At 67.7% G+C, this 16,518-nt stretch carries 16 protein-coding genes; 6 read left to right on the top strand and 10 right to left on the bottom strand.

Going from position 1 to position 16,518, the window contains the following annotated elements:
- Positions 1-9 precede the first annotated feature (9 nt).
- From FG323_RS08295 to FG323_RS08285, 3 genes are all read left to right on the top strand, one after another.
- Positions 10-204, top strand: a complete 195-nt coding sequence (locus FG323_RS08295; RefSeq protein ID WP_141454054.1) for a CPXCG motif-containing cysteine-rich protein — start codon at positions 10-12, stop codon at positions 202-204.
- A 67-nt stretch (positions 205-271) separates the two neighbouring features.
- Positions 272-1,576, top strand: coding sequence for a sorbosone dehydrogenase family protein (locus FG323_RS08290; protein ID WP_141454053.1), 1,305 nt, complete (start codon positions 272-274; stop codon positions 1,574-1,576).
- Positions 1,577-1,647: 71 nt separating this feature from the next.
- Positions 1,648-2,085: a hypothetical protein gene (locus FG323_RS08285; protein WP_141454052.1), complete on the top strand. Its 438-nt coding sequence runs from the start codon at positions 1,648-1,650 to the stop codon at positions 2,083-2,085.
- A gap of 315 nt (positions 2,086-2,400) precedes the next feature.
- On the opposite strand, the gene FG323_RS08275 is transcribed toward FG323_RS08285, so the two are convergent.
- Positions 2,401-4,245 carry an ABC transporter ATP-binding protein gene (locus FG323_RS08275; RefSeq protein WP_141454050.1) on the bottom strand — a complete coding sequence of 615 codons (1,845 nt, stop codon included), beginning with the start codon at positions 4,243-4,245 and terminating at the stop codon, positions 2,401-2,403.
- A gap of 74 nt (positions 4,246-4,319) precedes the next feature.
- Entirely contained in the window at positions 4,320-4,892 is a 573-nt protein-coding gene (locus FG323_RS08270) for an NAD(P)H-dependent oxidoreductase (RefSeq protein ID WP_141454049.1), read from the bottom strand.
- A gap of 76 nt (positions 4,893-4,968) precedes the next feature.
- On the opposite strand from FG323_RS08270, the gene soxR reads away from it, so the two are divergent.
- Complete coding sequence (soxR, locus tag FG323_RS08265) at positions 4,969-5,448, top strand: redox-sensitive transcriptional activator SoxR (protein ID WP_141454048.1); 480 nt, start codon at positions 4,969-4,971, stop codon at positions 5,446-5,448.
- Between the two features lie 83 nt (positions 5,449-5,531).
- Here the strand turns inward: soxR and FG323_RS08260 are convergent, their stop codons facing one another.
- The gene (locus tag FG323_RS08260; protein WP_141454047.1) at positions 5,532-6,575 is read right to left on the bottom strand and encodes an oxidoreductase; all 1,044 of its coding nucleotides are present in this window, start codon (positions 6,573-6,575) and stop codon (positions 5,532-5,534) included.
- A gap of 155 nt (positions 6,576-6,730) precedes the next feature.
- Here FG323_RS08260 and FG323_RS08255 point away from each other — a divergent pair, with 155 nt between their 5' ends.
- Positions 6,731-7,105: a BON domain-containing protein gene (locus FG323_RS08255; protein WP_141454046.1), complete on the top strand. Its 375-nt coding sequence runs from the start codon at positions 6,731-6,733 to the stop codon at positions 7,103-7,105.
- A gap of 132 nt (positions 7,106-7,237) precedes the next feature.
- Here FG323_RS08255 and FG323_RS08250 read toward each other — a convergent pair whose 3' ends face one another.
- Entirely contained in the window at positions 7,238-7,585 is a 348-nt protein-coding gene (locus FG323_RS08250) for a helix-turn-helix transcriptional regulator (RefSeq protein ID WP_255470107.1), read from the bottom strand.
- A 163-nt stretch (positions 7,586-7,748) separates the two neighbouring features.
- Here FG323_RS08250 and FG323_RS08245 point away from each other — a divergent pair, with 163 nt between their 5' ends.
- Positions 7,749-7,988, top strand: coding sequence for a hypothetical protein (locus tag FG323_RS08245; RefSeq protein WP_141454044.1), 240 nt, complete (start codon positions 7,749-7,751; stop codon positions 7,986-7,988).
- Positions 7,989-8,080: 92 nt separating this feature from the next.
- Here FG323_RS08245 and FG323_RS08240 read toward each other — a convergent pair whose 3' ends face one another.
- The 6 genes from FG323_RS08240 to FG323_RS08215 all read right to left on the bottom strand — a co-directional run bounded on the left by FG323_RS08240 (position 8,081) and on the right by FG323_RS08215 (position 16,170).
- Positions 8,081-9,553 carry an efflux transporter outer membrane subunit gene (locus tag FG323_RS08240; protein WP_141454043.1) on the bottom strand — a complete coding sequence of 491 codons (1,473 nt, stop codon included), beginning with the start codon at positions 9,551-9,553 and terminating at the stop codon, positions 8,081-8,083.
- Positions 9,547-10,281, bottom strand: a complete 735-nt coding sequence (locus tag FG323_RS08235; protein WP_141454042.1) for an SDR family oxidoreductase — start codon at positions 10,279-10,281, stop codon at positions 9,547-9,549. The genes FG323_RS08240 and FG323_RS08235 overlap by 7 nt, the downstream gene beginning before the upstream one ends.
- 55 nt (positions 10,282-10,336) lie before the next feature.
- Positions 10,337-13,507: a multidrug efflux RND transporter permease subunit gene (locus FG323_RS08230; protein ID WP_141454041.1), complete on the bottom strand. Its 3,171-nt coding sequence runs from the start codon at positions 13,505-13,507 to the stop codon at positions 10,337-10,339.
- Positions 13,508-13,623: 116 nt separating this feature from the next.
- Positions 13,624-14,844: an efflux RND transporter periplasmic adaptor subunit gene (locus FG323_RS08225; protein WP_141454040.1), complete on the bottom strand. Its 1,221-nt coding sequence runs from the start codon at positions 14,842-14,844 to the stop codon at positions 13,624-13,626.
- 67 nt (positions 14,845-14,911) lie between these two features.
- Entirely contained in the window at positions 14,912-15,688 is a 777-nt protein-coding gene (locus tag FG323_RS08220) for an SDR family NAD(P)-dependent oxidoreductase (RefSeq protein WP_141454039.1), read from the bottom strand.
- On the bottom strand, positions 15,685-16,170 hold the full coding sequence (locus FG323_RS08215) for a hypothetical protein (RefSeq protein WP_141454038.1): 486 nt from the start codon (positions 16,168-16,170) through the stop codon (positions 15,685-15,687). The genes FG323_RS08220 and FG323_RS08215 overlap by 4 nt, the downstream gene beginning before the upstream one ends.
- Between the last annotated feature and the right edge of the window lie 348 nt (positions 16,171-16,518).

Here is a 16,518-nt window from a genome sequence, read left to right as displayed (position 1 = left end):
CGCGCCGCCATGCCGCAACTTCCTTCGACCGACATCGCGTGCCCCTATTGCGGGGAAATGATCACCCTGTTCGTCGACGATTCCGCCGGCGAACAGGACTATGTCGAGGACTGCCAGGTCTGCTGCCGGCCGATCGAGATCCGCGTACGCGTGGATGAGGACGGCGTGCCGGCGGTATCGGTGCAGCGCCAGGACGACGCCTGAGCCGGTCTTGACGCGGCGTTCGCCCGGACAGGGCCAGCATGAATCGTCCCTTTCGAGGAGCGCGGCCATGGGCATGCGGAAGATCCTGGGGGGAGGGCTGGCGCTGCTGATCACCGCATGCGCACCCTCCGTCGCGCAGCAGGCCAGCGAAACCGGGCCGCGGCCGGAACTGCCGGCGCCGCAGCAGCGCTGGATTCCCACGGTCAACATCGCGCCGGCGGTCGGCTGGCCGGAAGGCGCGGCGCCGATCGCGGCCGAAGGACTGGCGGTGCAGGCGTTCGCGCGCAATCTGGAACATCCGCGTTGGCTGTATGTGCTGCCGAACGGCGACGTGCTGGTGGCGGAAACCAACGCGCCACCCAAACCCGGAGAGAAGGGTGGGCTGCGCAACTGGTTCATGAAGCGCACGATGGCCAAGGCCGGCGCGGGCGTGCCCAGCGCCAACCGGATCACGCTGTTGCGCGATGCGGATGGGGACGGCGTCGCTGAAACCCGCCACGTGCTGCTGTCGGATCTGTTCTCGCCGTTCGGCATGGCGCTGGTCGGCGATCAGCTTTACATCGCCAACGCCGATGCGGTGGTGCGGGTGCCGTACCGCGCCGGCCAGATCCGCATCGAGACCGCGCCGATGAAGGTCGCCGATCTGCCCGGTGGGCCGATCAACCACCACTGGACCAAGAGCCTGGTCGCCAGCGCCGACGGAAGCCGGTTGTACGTTGGCGTGGGCTCCAACAGCAACATCGGCGAGAACGGCATGGCGCACGAGAGCGACCGCGCCGCGGTGCTGGAAATCGACATCGCCAGCGGCCAGCGGCGCGTGTATGCCTCCGGCCTGCGCAATCCGGTCGGACTGGCATGGGAACCGATCACCGGCGCGCTGTGGACGGTGGTCAACGAGCGCGACGAGAGCGGCGACCAGTTGGTGCCGGACTACCTGACCCGCGTGCGCGAAGGCGCCTTCTACGGCTGGCCCTACAGCTATTACGGCGCGCACGTGGACACGCGGGTGCAGCCGCAGGATCCCGCGCGGGTCGCGCGCGCCATCGCCCCGGACTATGCGCTGGGCGCGCACGTGGCGGCGCTGGGACTGGCCTTCGCGCGTGGCGAACCGATGCCGGCGCGTTTCCGCGAAGGCGCGTTCATCGGCCTGCACGGCTCCTGGAACCGTTCCGAACCGGCGGGCTACAAGGTGGTGTTCGTGCCGTTCGCGCGGGGCCAGCCGGCGGGAATGCCGATCGACGTGCTCACCGGTTTCCTCGATGCCGAAGGCAACGCGCGCGGTCGGCCGGTCGGGGTGGCGTTCGACCGCGGCGGCGCGCTGCTGGTGGCGGACGATGTGGGAAATGTTGTCTGGAGGCTCGCCCCGCGTTGAGGACGTAAGCGCAATGACAGTCCGCCGGGCGTATGCTCGCGCCGTCCGACAACCTGGGGAGGGAAGGGCATATGAACGGCACGATGGAGATTCCGCGTTCCAAGGGGTTCTGGCTGGTCGCCATCCTCGCGCTGATCTGGAACCTGATCGGCGTGGCGATGTTCTGGATGCAGGTGAACATGAGCGCCGAAGCGCTGGCAGCGATGACCGAGCAGCAGCGCCAGGTCTACGAGGCCACGCCGATGTGGCTCAACGTGGCCTTCGCGATCGCGGTGTTCGGCGGCGTGCTGGGCGCGCTGGGCATGCTGATGGGGAAACGCTGGGCGGTGACGATGTTCTTCGTCTCCCTGCTCGCGCTGCTGGTACAGATGATTGGTGCCTATCTGGTGACACCAGCCTGGGATGCCTACGGCGTGGCGGGACTGGTGATGCCGGCGGTGCTGATCGTCATTGCCCTGCTGTTCTGGCGCTACGCGCAGAAGTGCGTGCTGCGCGGATGGCTGGTGTGAGGGGAGAGCAAATCCCCCTCACCTCAAGCGCCTCTCAACCGCCGAATGGCGGGTCAAGCGGGAGGCAAAAAAGCCGAAGTTCGCAATTGCCCCCTTTGAAAAAGGGGGCGGGCACCTGCGTAAGCAGGTGACGGGGGATTTGCTCTTGGTGCCGAAAGCAAATCCCCCTCAATCCCCCTTTTTCAAAGGGGGAGGAAAAAGCAGCATCCGCCGATTCCCGATTCCCGATTCCCGATTCCCGATTCCCGATTCCCGAATCCCGATTCCCGAATCCCGAATCCCGAATCCCGATTCCCGAATCCCGATTCCCGGCCCTCAACCCATCTCCGCCACGTCCAGCCCGATGAATCCACCGGACTGCCGCCGCCACAATGCCGCATACAGGCCGTCGCGCTGCAGCAGTTCGTCGTGGCTGCCGGTCTCGATGATGCGGCCCTGGTCCATCACCACCAGGCGATCGAGCACGGCGATGGTGGACAGGCGGTGGGCGATGGCGATGACGGTCTTGCCTTCCATCAGCGCGTAGAGCTGTTCCTGGATCGCGGCCTCGACTTCCGAGTCCAGTGCGGACGTCGCTTCGTCCAGCACCAGGATAGGCGCGTCCTTCAACAGCACGCGCGCGATTGCCACGCGCTGGCGCTGGCCGCCGGACAGTTTCACGCCGCGCTCGCCGACATGGGTGTCGTAGCCGCTGCGGCCCTTGGCGTCGGTCAGGGTGCGGATGAACTCGTCCGCGTGCGCGCGCCGTGAAGCCTCGACGATCTGCGCCTCGCTCGCGTCCGGCCGCCCATAGCGGATGTTGTCGCGGATGGAGCGGTGCAGCAGCGAGGTGTCCTGGGTGACCATGCCGATGTTGCGGCGCAGGGACTCCTGGCGGACCCGGGCGATGTCCTGCCCGTCGATGAGGATGCGCCCGCCCTCCAGGTCGTAGAAGCGCAGCAGCAGGTTGACCAGGGTCGACTTGCCGGCGCCGGAGCGGCCGACGATGCCCACCTTCTCGCCCGGGCGGATGACCAGCGACAGATCCTCGATGACCTTGGAGGTGCGGCCATAGTGGAACTGCAGGTGCTCGAAGCGGATTTCGCCGCGGCTGACTTCCAGATCGCGCGCGCCGTCGCCATCGGTGATCGCCAGCGGCTGGGCGATGGTGTTCATGCCGTCCTCGACCGTGCCGATGTTCTCGAACAGGCCGGCGACCTCCCACAGGATCCAGTCCGACATCGAGCGGATTCGCATCACCAGGGCGATCGCGACCGCGATCGCGCCCAGCGAAATCGAGCCCTGCAGCCAGGCCATCACCGCCAGCCCGCCCACACCGGCCAGCAGCAGCGCGTTGATGCTGTGCAGGCTGACGGTCAGCTGGGTCACCAGCCGCATCTGCCGGTGCACGGTGACCATGAATTCGTCCATCGCGTCGCGCGCGTAATCCTGCTCGCGCATGGTGTGGGCGAACAGCTTGATGGTCTGGATGTTGGTGTAGCTGTCCACGATCCGGCCGGTCATCTGCGCGCGTGCGTCGGATTGCGCCATCGACACCCGCTGCAGGCGCGGGACGAACCAGAACAGGATGACCAGATAGCCGACCAGCCACAGCGCCAGCGGCAGGATCAGGCGCAGGTCCGCGCGCCCGACCAGGATGACCGTGCCGACGAAGTAGACGGCGACGTAGACGAACACGTCCATCAGCTTCATCACGGTCTCGCGGATCGCCAGCGCGGTCTGCATGACCTTCTGCGAGATGCGCCCGGCGAACTCGTCCTGGAAGAACGACACGCTCTGCCGCAGCAGGTAGCGGTGCGACAGCCAGCGCGCGATCATCGGGTAGTTGCCGAAGATGGTCTGGTGGATCACCAGCGACTGCACCAGCACCAGCAGCGGGTACACCACCACCACCAGCGCGCCCATCCACAGCAGGGTCGAGCCGTGGGTGGACAGGAAGCTGGCGCGATCGGCGCTGCCGAGCCAGTCGACCAGTTCGCCCATGAAGTCGAAGAACAGGATTTCCAGCGCCGAGATGGTGCCGGTCAGCACCGACATCAGCAGCAGCCACGGCAGCAGAGGCCGCGAGTAGTGCAGCAGGAACGCGAACAGCTTGCGCGGCGGCGTGGCGGGCTCGCCGGCGGGATAGGGATCAATCCGCTTTTCGAAGAATCGGAACATCGGTCGGGTCTTCCATGTGCACGCGGCACGTCAGGGGGAGTGCCCGCCCCGCCATCTGCGGCGGCGGTGGGCGATCATCGCGCGGGATAGGGCCAGGCCGCGCGCGCCTGGCGCAGGGCATGGCCCAGCCAGGCCAACTGGTCGAGCATGGTGGAGGCGGCCTGCGCGCAGGCCGCCGCGTCGCGCGGCTGCCCGTCGGCGCCGAAACGGTCCCACGCCATCGGGAACAGTACCGAATTGCGCACCGTGCAGGCGTGCAGCCCGGAGAACACCTGGCGCAGTTGCTCCACCGCGCGCGAACCGCCGCTGACGCCGCCATACGCGACAAACGCCACCGGCTTGGCCTGCCAATGCTCCTGCACCGAATCGATCAGGAACTTCAGCGCCGCGGGATAGCCGTAATTGTACTCCGGCACCACCAGCAGGAAGGCGTCGGCGCGCCAGACCCGCTGTTGCAGGTTGACCAGGTCGGCGGAGGGCGTCATGCCGTGCCGATGCGGCAGATCCATCAGGGCGGGGTCGAGCACGTCCACCGCGTAGTCGCGGCGCTGGTCTATCTGGCCGCGGATCCAGTTGGCGACCACGTCGCAGAAGCGGCCTTCACGGTTGCTGCCGTAGATCAAGGCCAGGTCGAGGGGAGGAGTCATGACGCATCAAGGACTTGCAGGGAGAGGCCGCACAGGGTAAAACCTCAATCAATATTGAGGTCAAGCGAGTGTGGCCATGTCCGCGCAAGCCAAACCGGAAACGGCGAAGAAGAAGGCGAACGTCTGCATGGAATTGACCGTGGGCGAAGTGGCGGCGCGGGCGGGCGTGGCGGTCTCCACCCTGCATTTCTACGAGAGCAAGGGGCTGATCCACAGCTGGCGCAATGCCGGCAACCAGCGCCGCTACCCGCGCGAGGTGCTGCGCCGGGTCGCCATCATCAAGGTGGCGCAGCGCACCGGGATTCCGCTCGCCGAGATTCGCGACGCCCTGTCCTCGTTGCCGGAAGGGCGTACGCCCACCGCCGCCGACTGGCGCAAGCTCTCCGCGCGCTGGCAGGCGGATCTGGATGACCGCATCGAGCGGCTGACCCGCCTGCGCGACCACATGGACAGTTGCATCGGCTGCGGTTGCCTGTCGCTGAAGGTCTGCCCGCTGCGCAATCCGCTGGATGAACTGGCGGATGAAGGCCCCGGCCCGCGCCTGCTCGATCCGTGACGTGGAGCCGAACTCGTCCGGCGCCGGAAATCCTAGGAACCGGGACCATCCCGCACACGGTCCACAGCGGAGCAGGCTCCGCGCTACGCGTAGGGGATTTCGCGGCGTTCGTCGGTGCTGCGGATGCCCAGTTCGATCAACCGCATCACCGCCAGTGCTTCCTCCGGGCTGACCGGCAGCGTCGCCCCGTCGACAATCGCCGCCCGCATCGCGGCGTAATAGTGCCGGTAATCGCCGGGCAGGCTGTCGATCGCCTGCGCGATCGGCATGCCGTCCTCGCCGGCCAGGATCAGTTCGCCCGGACGGGGATCCGTCCCCCAGCCGGCGTCGCCGGGCAGGCCGCCGGCGCGTAGCCGATCTTCCTGCGCGTCCAGTCCGTGCTTGAGGTAGCTGCCGCGATCCCCGTGCACGGCGTAGCGCAGGCCGTTGCCGGGCACCAGCGAACCCGCGTGCAGGTGCACCCGCACGCGCGGATAACGCAACTGGACGTGGAAATAGTCCGGCGCGCGCGCGCCATGGCGCTGCTTCGCCAGATCCGCCTGCACCGCCAGCGGCGTGCCGAACAGTTGCAGCGCCTGATCGGCCAGGTGCGGACCCAGGTCGTACCACAGGCCGGCGCCGGGCACGTCGCTTTCGCGCCAGCGCTGCGCGACCTGCGGGCGATGCCGATCGAAATGGGAATGGAATTCCGCCACCTCGCCGAGCACCCCATCGGCCAGCAATTGGCGAACGGTCAGGAAATCCGCGTCCCAGCGCCGGTTCTGGAACACGCTGACAAGCCGATCGCTGGCACGCGCCTGTGCGATCACCCGTTCGGCTTCCGCCAGCGACAGGGTGAACGGCTTGTCCACCACCACGTGCTTGCCTTGCGCGAGTGCGGCGATGGCCAGCGGCGCGTGGGTGTCGTTGGGCGTGGCGATCACCACGACGTCGATCGCCGGATCCGCGAATGCCTCCGCCGGGTCCGCCACCACCCGCGCATGCGGCAGGTCCGCATGCACCTTGCCGGCATCGCGCGAGACCACGGTATGCAGGATCCAGCCGGGCGTGCGACTCAACAGCGGTGCGTGGAATACCTTGCCGACGAAGCCATACCCGAGCAGGGCGACATTGAGGGCGGTGCTCATGCGCGATTCTCCGGAACCATCGTGCCCTGATCTTAACGTCTGCATGGCGCAACTGAATGGCGCATCGCCGGGAGCGGTGAAAACCGCTGCTCTTCACGCCTGCTGTACGCGGGCGTGGCAAGACTGGCGATGGTTTCCGCAAAGCAGGAGGAACCATGAACAGGTCAACTCCCCGTGTTTTCCGTCCGTTGCTGGCCGTGGCCTGCGCCACCGGCCTGTCACTGATCTGCGCAGGCGCGCTTGCGCAGCAGCAGACCGAACCGGAAGAACAGCGCGCGCAGTCCGCCTCGCAGGGCGATTCGAGCCAGCCGGTCAACGACACCTGGATCACCACCAAGGTGAAGACGGAACTGCTGGCCGCCGAGGATGTCTCCGGTCTCGACATCAAGGTCGAGACCACCAACGGCGTGGTCAAGCTCTCGGGCCGGGTCGACAACCAGGCCCAGATCGACAAGGCGGTATCGGTGGCGCGTGGCGTCAAGGGCGTGGGCAAGGTCGACAGCAGCGGCCTGAACGTCGGCGCGAAATAACCGGAACGACGACCGGCATCAACGTGTGTGGCACGAAGCGGGCGCATCCCAATGCAGGATGCGCCCGTTTCTCTTTCCGTCAGCAAGGAAGGCCATACATCGGCGGACACACGCCGGTGCATGGATGCGCGATCACTCCTGCAACAGATCCAGCAGCGCCTGGCGCTTGCGTGGACTCAGCCGGCCCAGCAGGTTCAGCAGGCGGCGCTGTTCGCCGGCGAGCCGGTAGCCCGCACGTGATTCGGCGGTGTGGCCACGGCGTTGCTGCTGGCCTTCGCCGGTTTCCAGCCAGTACGCATCCACGCCAAGCACGTGGGCAAGCGAACCGATCTTCGATGTGCTCTTGCTGACCCCGCGTTCCAGCGCGGAATAGCTCGGCTGGGTGATACCGATCGCCTGTGCGATCTGTTCCTGTGACATGCCGATCGCGGCACGCGCCTGTGTGAGTCGCTGAGCGAGAGTGGGGCCTGACTTGACCATGCGCATACGCTAACGGTCGTGCCCGTCGGCAGGCAAACAGGCTTGCCTATCACGGGTACATATGCAAGGCTCTCTAACCATCGTGATGTGCGTTTTTATAGTGTGTTTTTTCACTTTTTTTATCCGCGCGCACGATGCAAGGATCGCTGACAGGAGGACGACGATGCAGGCACGCGGAACGCCGGACGAAGATCCCGGCTACCACCTGCCGGAAGAAGCGCAACTGCAATTGCAGCAAGTGCGCGATCAACTGGAAATGATGGCGGCGCTGGTGATGCCGGCACATCGCCGCGACGATGCCGACGACGCGATCCGGCTCAAGCCCTCCGCGCTGGCCCGCTGCTTTCGCCAACTGGCCGACGAGATGACCCGCGCGCTCGGTACCACCCGCTGGCATGGCTGAAATAAGCGGGGCCGGGTCCACCCGACCCGGCCCCACGCCTTCCCTGGCGTCATCGGCTCCGCCGATGGCCTGTCCTGTGCTTCTACTTCACTTCAGCGCTGCACCAGCGTCGTGTCGCTTTCGCCGCGCGGCGCGGGATCACCGATCTCGCGCTTGACGCTGGCCAGCGCCGGATCCACGTCCGGTTCGCCCCAGCCGCCCAGCGACTTGTAGACCGCGACCACGCCGACGTTGACGCCGGCCTCGGCCTGCGCGAGCGCGTCGTCGGCGGCCAGCTGGGTGCGCTGCGCATCGAGCAGGGTGAGGAAGTCCGACGCGCCGGCCCGGTAGCGGGCCTCCGCCAGATCTGCGGCGCGGCGGGCCGCGGTGGCCTGCTCGTTGACCCGCAGCAACTGGGTCTGCCGCTTGGCGTAACCCAGCAACGCGTTCTCGGTGTCTTCCAGCGCGCCCAGCACGGCCTTCTCGTACTCGGCCACCGCACCATCGTTCTGCGCCTGCACCGCGCGCAGGCGCGCACGCACGCTGCCCAGATCGAACGCCGCCCAGCTGATCGACGGCGTCACCGACCAGGCCTTGTTGTCGCCGTTGATCAGCCCGCTGAAATCACCGGCGAGGAAGCCGACGAAACCGCGGATGCTGACCCGCGGGAACAGATCCGCGGTGGCGACGCCGACCCGCGCGGTGGCCGACGCCAGCCGGCGTTCGGCCGCGCGCACATCCGGACGCTGGCGCAGCAGGTTGCCGGTGTCGCCAATCGGCAGCACCTTCACCAGCGCCGGTGTTTCGCGCGGCGCCAGCACCGCGTCGAGCGTGCCCGGCCGGCGGCCGGTCAGTACTTCGATGCGATGGCGCGATTGCGCCTCGGCGGTTTCCAGCACCGGCAGGGTCGCCTCGATGGCCTTCATCCGCGCCAGGCTGCTCTGCACTTCCAGTTCGGTGCCCGCGCCGAGCTGCCAGCGCGACTCGGTCAGGCGCTGGGTCTCGCCGAGATTGCCCAGGGTCTTGCGGGCCACGTCCAGGCGCTTCTGCGCGCCGCGCAGTTCGAAGTAGTTGCGCGCCACTTCCGCCGCCACGCTGACCTGCATCGCGGTCATGTCGTTGCGCTGGGCCTGCAGGTCCGCATGCGCGGCCTCGGCCGAACGGCGCAGCCGGCCGAACAGATCCAGTTCCCAGGCGGCATCGAAACCGACGCTGTCGGTTTCGGTTTCCACCCGGCCCTGACCGGCCACCGGCTGCTTGCTGCGGGTCTGCTCCACGCCCAACTGCACGTGCGGGGCGAGATCCAGCCGGCGCTCGCTGAACACCGCGCGCGCCTCCTGCACCCGTGCCGCGGCGATCCAGAGATCGGGATTGGCGGCGAGCGCGTCGGCGATCAACTGGTCGAGGGTGGGATCCTCGAACTGCGACCACCAGTTGGCGACCGGGCGGGTGTCGTTGAACGCGGTCTCGCCGGCGCTCGGCAACGTGGCCGGCGCCAGTTCCGGCGCACGGTAGTCCGGGCCGACGGTGGCGCAGGCGGCCAGCAGCGCGGAGGCGATGCCGACGACGAGGGAACGAATCACCATGGCAGCACCTGTCCCTGGTAGAAGAAGCCGCCCTGCGGACCGTTGTCGTCGATCAGCGCCAGGGCGACGCTGGTGCGGGCGCCGTCGGCGATTTCCAGTTCGCCCTCGCCGGCGTTCATATCGGTCTTCACGTAACCGGGATGGATGGTGTTGACCTTGATCCGGCTGTCGCGCAGTTCGTAGGCCAACTGCACCGTCCACGCGTTCACCGCGCTCTTGGAGACGTTGTAGGCCGGCACCTTGAAGTCATAGATGGGCGAGGACGGATCCGCGTTCAGTGCCACCGAGCCCAGGATGCTGGACACGTTGACGATGCGGCCGGACGAGGACTTGTGCAGCAGCGGCAGGAACGCCTGGGTGACCGCGATCAGGCCGAACACGTTGGTGTCGAAGGTCTTGCGCCAGGTCGCGGCGGTCTGCTCGGAGACCTTCTTGCCCATTTCGTCGACCAGGATGCCGGCGTTGTTGACGAGGATGTCGAGGCGGCCGTGGCGCGCCTCGATGGTGCGGACGGCCTCGGTGATGCTGGCATCGTCGGTGACGTCCAGCGTGACCGCCTCCACCGGCAGGCCTTCGGCCTGCAGCTTGAGCGCGGCCTCGACCGCCTTGGCGCGATCGCGGCCGGCCAGCAGCGTGTGCACGCCGGCCTCGGCCAGCTGGCGCACGGTATGCAGGCCGATGCCGCGGGTGGCGCCGGTGACCAGGGCGATGCGGGATGTGTCTTGCATGGGATTCTCCAGGGAGTGGGGGAGGGAGAAACGAACCAAAGGAAGAAAGGGATGCTTACGGGTGTGCTTCACCGGTCGCGTGCGCCGGGGCGTGCGAGACCAGCGGGCGATGCGCAAGCTTGCGCAGCGCCACGTAGAACACCGGGGTCAGGAACAGGCCGAACAGGGTCACGCCCAGCATGCCGGCGAACACGGTGATGCCGGTGACCGAGCGGACTTCCGCGCCGGCGCCGGTCGACAGCACCAGCGGCACGGTGCCGGCGATGAACGCCACCGAGGTCATGACGATCGGGCGCAGACGCAGGCGGCAGGCTTCCAGCGCCGACTCGACGATGCTCTTGCCCTGCAGTTCCAGCTCACGGGCGAACTCGACGATCAGGATCGCGTTCTTGCACGCCAGGCCCATCAGCACCACCAGGCCCACCTGCACGAACACGTTGTTGTCGCCGTTGGTCAGCCACACGCCCAGCAGCGCCGACAGCAGCGTCATCGGCACGATCAGGATCACCGCCAGCGGCAGGGTCCAGCTTTCGTACAGCGCCGCCAGCACCAGGAAGGCCAGCATCACCGCCAGCGGGAACACCACCAGCGCGGCCTTGCCCTGGGTCGCCTGCTGGTAGCTCAGGTCGCTCCAGTCGATGCCCATGCCGGTCGGCAGGACCTTTTCGGCCAGTTCGGTGACCTTGGCCATCGCCTCGCCGGACGACAGCACGCGCGGGTCGGCTTCACCCAGCAGGTCGGCGGCCGGATAGCCGTTGAAGCGGATCACCGGATCCGGACCGTAGGTCTGCTTGATGCTGACCATGCTGCCGACCGGCACCATCTCGCCGTTGGCGTTGCGGGTGCGCAGGTTGGCGATGTCCTCGACGTTGTCGCGGAACTGGCCGTCGGCCTGCGCGATGACCTGCCAGGTGCGGCCGAACATGTTGAAGTCGTTGACGTAGGCCGAACCCAGGTAGGTCTGCAGGGTGTCGAACAACTCGGTCAGCGGCACGCCCTGGGCCTTGGCCTTGACGCGATCGACCTCGGCGTCCAGCTGCGGCACGTTGGCCTGGTAGCTGCTGATCGGGAAGCCCATGCCCGGCGTCTGCGACGCCGCGCCCTGGAATGCCTGCACCGCGTTCTGCAGCTCGCCGTAGCCCAGACGGGTGCGATCCTCGATGAACAGCGACCAGCCCGAACCGTTGCCCAGGCCCTGGATGGGCGGCGGCATCAGCGCGAAGGTGAAGCCTTCCTGGATGGTGGAGAACTTCTGGTTCAGCTCGGCGGTGATCTGCTCGGCGCTGTTCTTGCGTTCGCCGAACGGCTTGAGGTTGAAGAACACCACGCCGCTGTTGGGGGTATTGGTGAACTGCAACGGGTTCAGGCCGGGGAACGCGATCTCGTCCTGCACGCCTTCCACTTCCATCGCCATCTTGGCCATCTTCTTCAGCACCGCGTCGGTGCGTTCGATCGAGGCGCCTTCCGGCATCTTCACGCCGGCGATGATGTACAGCTTGTCCTGCAGCGGGATGAAGCCCGCCGGCACCGCCTTGAACATCACGCCCGCGCCCAGCAGCAGCAGCGCGTAAACCGCGAACACCGCGCCGCGACGGCCCAGCGCGCGCGAGACCGCGCCCTCATAGCGCTCGGAGCTGCGCTTGAAGAACCGGTTGAACGGACGGAACAGCCAACCGAACAGGCGATCGATGATGCGCGCCGGGGCGTCCTTGGGGGCGCCGTGCGGCTTCAGCAGCTTGGCGGCCAGGGCCGGGGACAGGGTCAGCGAGTTGATCGCGGAGATCACCGTGGAGATGGCGATGGTGACGGCGAACTGCTTGTAGAACTGGCCGGTCACGCCGGTCAGGAACGCCATCGGCACGAACACCGCGCACAGCACCAGCGCGATCGCGATGATCGGGCCGGACACTTCCTTCATCGCCAGGTGCGCCGCTTCCAGCGGGGTGGCGCCTTCCTCGATATGGCGTTCGACGTTCTCCACCACCACGATGGCGTCGTCGACCACGATGCCGATCGCCAGCACCAGTCCGAACAGGGTCAGGGTGTTGATGGAATAGCCCAGCAGATACAGCACCGCGAAGGTACCCACCACCGACACCGGCACCGCCAGCAGCGGGATGATCGAGGCGCGCCAGGTCTGCAGGAACAGGATCACCACCAGCACCACCAGCAGGGTGGCTTCCAGCAGCGTCGTGATCACCGACTTGATCGAATCGCGCACGAATACCGTGGTGTCGTACACCGAGGTGATTTCCACGCCCGGCGGCAGCTTCTTGCGGATTTCCGCCATCTTGGCGACGACCGCGTCGCGGATGTCCAGCGCGTTGGCGCCGGGCGCCTGGAAGATGCCCAGCGCGGCGGCGTTCATGCCATTCAGGCGGGCGCGCAGGGTGTAGTCGCCGGCGGCCAGCTCGATCCGGGCCACGTCCGACAGGCGCACGATTTCGCCCTCGTTGCCGCTCTTGAGCACGATGTCGCCGAATTCCTCGGCGCTTTCCAGGCGGCCCTTGGCGTTGATCGGCAGCAGGAAGTCGCTGCCGTTGGGCATCGGCTCGGCGCCGAGCTGGCCGGCCGAGACCTGCACGTTCTGCTCGCGCACCGAGCGCAGCACGTCGCTGGCGGTCAGGCCACGCGCGGCGACCTTGTCCGGATCCAGCCAGATGCGCATCGCGTAGTCGCCGCCACCGAAGGCCTGGGCATCGCCCACACCGGTGATGCGCGCCATTTCGTCCTTGACGTGCAGGCGCATGTAGTTGCGCAGGTACAGCGAGTCGTACTTGCCGTCCTTGGAGACCAGATGGACGACCATCAGGAACACGGGTGACTGCTTCTGCGTGGTCACGCCCTGGCGGCGCACGTCCTCGGGCAGGCGCGCCTGCGCCTGGGCGACGCGGTTCTGCACGCGCACCGCGGCCTCGTCCGGATCGGTGCCCGGCTTGAAGGTCACGGTCAGCTGCAGCACGCCGTCGGAACCGGCGACGGACTTGATGTACATCATGTCCTCGACGCCGTTGATGGCTTCTTCCAGCGGGGTGGCGACGGTTTCGGCGATGACCTTGGGGTTGGCGCCGGGATAGACCGTGCGCACGACCACCGAGGGCGGCACCACTTCGGGGTATTCGCCGATCGGCAGCATCGGGATCGAGATCAGGCCGGCGGCGAAGATCACGATCGACAACACCGCGGCGAAGATCGGCCGGTCGATGAAGAACTTTGAGAAGTCCATGGGTGGATTTCCTGGAAAATGGGAAAGCAGAGGACTCGCCCCTCCCCCGACGTGGGGGAGGTGGGGAGGGACGGCTCAGGTGTTGCCTGGCCCGCCTCCGGCGGGCGTGGCGGGGCTTACTTCATGGCGACGGCGTCGGGCGCGGGAGCCTTGTCTTCCGGCTTGGCATCCATGGCGACCACCTTGGCGTTGACCGGCATGCCCGGGAAGAACACCTTCTGCACGCCGCTGATGATCACGCGGTCGCCGGCGACCAGGCCCTGTTCGACGATGCGCAGGCCCTGCACCATCCGGCCCAGCTTGACGTCGCGGCGCTGCGCCTTGCCTTCCTTGTCGACCACGTAGACGTAGCGGCGGTCCTGATCGGTGAGCACGGCCTTGTCGTCGACCAGCGCGGCCTTGAACTCGCCGCTGCCCAGCAGGCGCACGCGGGCGTACAGCCCCGGCGTGAACAGGCGATCCTTGTTGTCCAGCACCGCGCGGGCGCGAATGGTGCCGGTGCTGCGATCGACCTGGTTGTCGAGGAAGTCGACGGTGCCGCTGTAGGGGAAGCCCTGATCGTCGGCCAGCGCGACCTGCACCGGCACCTTGCCGTCGCGTTCGCTCGGGCGCTCGCCCTTGCGTGCCATCTCGGCGTAGCGCAGGAACGCGCGCTCGTCGGCATCGAAGTGCACGTGCACCTTGTCCAGCGACACCAGCGTGGTCAGCACGCTGGCGCTGTCGCCGGCGGTGACCAGGTTGCCGGCGGTCACCAGCGCGCGCCCGGCGCGACCGTCGATCGGCGCGCGCACCTGGGTCCACTCCAGGTTGAGGCGAGCCGTGTCCACCGCGGCCTGGGCGGCGGCGACGTTCGCCTGCGCCTGGGCGGCGGCGGAACGGCGCTGCTCGTACTCCTCGGTGGAGATGGCCTGCAGCTCGGACAGCTTGCGCGCGCGCTCGGCCTCGCTGCGGCCCAGTTCGGCCTGGGTGCGGGCACGCGCCAGTTCGGCCTGCGCGCGCGCCAGTTCGGCGCGGTAACTGCGCGCATCGATGGTGAAGAGGACTTCGCCCTTCTTCACTTCCTGGCCTTCGGTGTAGTTGACGCGATCGATGTAGCCGGACACGCGCGGACGCAGTTCAACGTTCTCGATGGCCTCGATGCGGCCGCTGAATTCGTCCCACTGGCTGACCGGCTTGATCAGCACCGGGGCGACGCTGACCGAAGGCGGCGGCGGGGCGCCGGTTTCGCTGGCCTGGCCGCCGCTGCAGCCGGCCAGGACGGCCAGCGACAGCACGCTGGCCGCGCCCAGGGCAAGGAATCGTCGCGTACGCGGAGCGATGTCGATGTACTTGTTCATGGAAGTCTCGTGGTGGGTGGGGGAGGAACAACGGGCGTGAAGCCTAAGACCTGAACTTAAGTTGAGGTCAAGCGGGGGCGGCATCGCCCCAGCGGGAAGCGGGAAAATCGGAGAACAGCGTGCGGGTCGGTGCCGCCGCCAACTCCTTCGAATAGGAGACGATTGGGAGCGGCTTGCCGTGACGGCTCAGCAACGACACCGCATTGCGTCCTACCGCCAGCGCGTTGGGCCATTCGGCACAGGCGTTGCCGGCATTGGCCGGCGTGCAGATCGGCTTGTCCACCGACAGCAGCTGCACGCGCACGCCCAGTGCATGCGCTTCCTCATGCAGCACCTGCGCCATCATCCGCATGGTGGCGCCGGTCACCGAAGCATGTCCGTAACCGGACCATCCGCGTTCGGCAAACGGGCCGCCGACCAGGATGTAGTGCGTGGTGCCACCCGACTCGGCCAGCAGCGGCAGCAGGTGCCGGGCCGCGGCCAGGTGCGGGATGACGTCCATTTCCAGCTTGTGGCGAAGCACGTCGGCGGGCTTGTCCAGCAGGCGCCCGGACTCGAGCGGGCTGGTCAGGCTGGCGAACACCGCGCGCAGCGGCCGGCCACGCGCGCGAATGTCCCGGGCCAGCCGCGCCGCATCGTCATCGCTGAAGATGCAGCCGCTGTGCATGAACTCCAGGCCGGGCTCGTCGGTGAAGCAATCGGCCAGCGCCTGCATGCGCGGACCTTCGCGTCCGACCGCGAGCACCGGGCTGCCGACTTCCAGCAGGGCGCCGACCACGCCGGCGCCGACCGTGCCGGAGGCGCCCAGCACCAGCGCCTGCGGATGTGCGGCGGTGCCTTTCATGGCCGGCTCCGACGCGCGCCCGCGCCGGTCAGCAGCGCACGCTGGCCGAACGCGCGGGCGCGCAGTACGGTCGCGGCGCCCGACTGCATCCGGCGCGGCACGGTGAATTCCCGGAAACCCGCCACCGGCGGCCGCGGGGACAGACGCGCACGCGACGGTTCGGTCGACGTGTCGGCGGACTGTCCCCGTGACCAACGGCGCCACCACCGGGCCAGCAGGCCGGACACGCCGCCAGGCGCTTGGGGGAGGGAGGCGGCGGCGTTGTCCGGGGCGGTGGCTTTCACCGCGTCGGCGGGGGAGGGTTCCGACGTGGGAGAAAGTGTGGGACGGGCGGACGGGAAAGCGATATCCGGATCCTGCGGCGTGATTGCACGATCCTGCGGTGCGGAAGCGGCACGCACGGTCGCGGCCAGGTTCAGGCGCAGCGGCAGGGCCGGCGATGCAGGCTGGCTGGAAAAAGATGAGGCAAGTATCCCACTCATGGGATGTTTACTCCCGCATTCGGGACAATCACGGGAAACAGCCAGGGGGCACTCGCCGAGGGGGCGCTGCCTTGACCTGCCTCCACCGTTTCCGCCGCGCGGCGCGGGCGCAGGCGGATCTCCACGCCAGGCGCGCGATGGGCCAGCGCAAACGACCGCATGACCGGTGTTTCGGACAGGCGGCGGAGGGCCAGGGGAAGGCGGTTGGGCAGGGAAAGCGACATGGGGGAGGTCATCGCCAGCGGAACAGGCGGCTACCTTATGCCTTCAATGGGGACTTGATTAGTCCGGATTTAGGGGAATAATCATCCCGCTGGCGGTCCAATCCGGGTCCGCCTCCCCGGAGTC

It is taken from the genome of Pseudoxanthomonas sp. z9, assembly GCF_006542425.1.
In the GTDB taxonomy this organism is placed as follows: Bacteria; Pseudomonadota; Gammaproteobacteria; order Xanthomonadales; family Xanthomonadaceae; genus Pseudoxanthomonas_A.
This window is presented reverse-complemented; position numbering and strand designations above follow the sequence as displayed.

Coding starts and splice junctions, on each gene's coding strand:
- FG323_RS08295 (WP_141454054.1), top strand. CDS start 10: ATGCCGCAACTTCCTTCGACCGACATCGCGTGCCCCTATTGCGGGGAA.
- FG323_RS08290 (WP_141454053.1), top strand. CDS start 272: ATGGGCATGCGGAAGATCCTGGGGGGAGGGCTGGCGCTGCTGATCACC.
- FG323_RS08285 (WP_141454052.1), top strand. CDS start 1,648: ATGAACGGCACGATGGAGATTCCGCGTTCCAAGGGGTTCTGGCTGGTC.
- FG323_RS08275 (WP_141454050.1), bottom strand. CDS start 4,245: ATGTTCCGATTCTTCGAAAAGCGGATTGATCCCTATCCCGCCGGCGAG.
- FG323_RS08270 (WP_141454049.1), bottom strand. CDS start 4,892: ATGACTCCTCCCCTCGACCTGGCCTTGATCTACGGCAGCAACCGTGAA.
- soxR (WP_141454048.1), top strand. CDS start 4,969: ATGTCCGCGCAAGCCAAACCGGAAACGGCGAAGAAGAAGGCGAACGTC.
- FG323_RS08260 (WP_141454047.1), bottom strand. CDS start 6,575: ATGAGCACCGCCCTCAATGTCGCCCTGCTCGGGTATGGCTTCGTCGGC.
- FG323_RS08255 (WP_141454046.1), top strand. CDS start 6,731: ATGAACAGGTCAACTCCCCGTGTTTTCCGTCCGTTGCTGGCCGTGGCC.
- FG323_RS08250 (WP_255470107.1), bottom strand. CDS start 7,585: ATGGTCAAGTCAGGCCCCACTCTCGCTCAGCGACTCACACAGGCGCGT.
- FG323_RS08245 (WP_141454044.1), top strand. CDS start 7,749: ATGCAGGCACGCGGAACGCCGGACGAAGATCCCGGCTACCACCTGCCG.
- FG323_RS08240 (WP_141454043.1), bottom strand. CDS start 9,553: ATGGTGATTCGTTCCCTCGTCGTCGGCATCGCCTCCGCGCTGCTGGCC.
- FG323_RS08235 (WP_141454042.1), bottom strand. CDS start 10,281: ATGCAAGACACATCCCGCATCGCCCTGGTCACCGGCGCCACCCGCGGC.
- FG323_RS08230 (WP_141454041.1), bottom strand. CDS start 13,507: ATGGACTTCTCAAAGTTCTTCATCGACCGGCCGATCTTCGCCGCGGTG.
- FG323_RS08225 (WP_141454040.1), bottom strand. CDS start 14,844: ATGAACAAGTACATCGACATCGCTCCGCGTACGCGACGATTCCTTGCC.
- FG323_RS08220 (WP_141454039.1), bottom strand. CDS start 15,688: ATGAAAGGCACCGCCGCACATCCGCAGGCGCTGGTGCTGGGCGCCTCC.
- FG323_RS08215 (WP_141454038.1), bottom strand. CDS start 16,170: ATGAGTGGGATACTTGCCTCATCTTTTTCCAGCCAGCCTGCATCGCCG.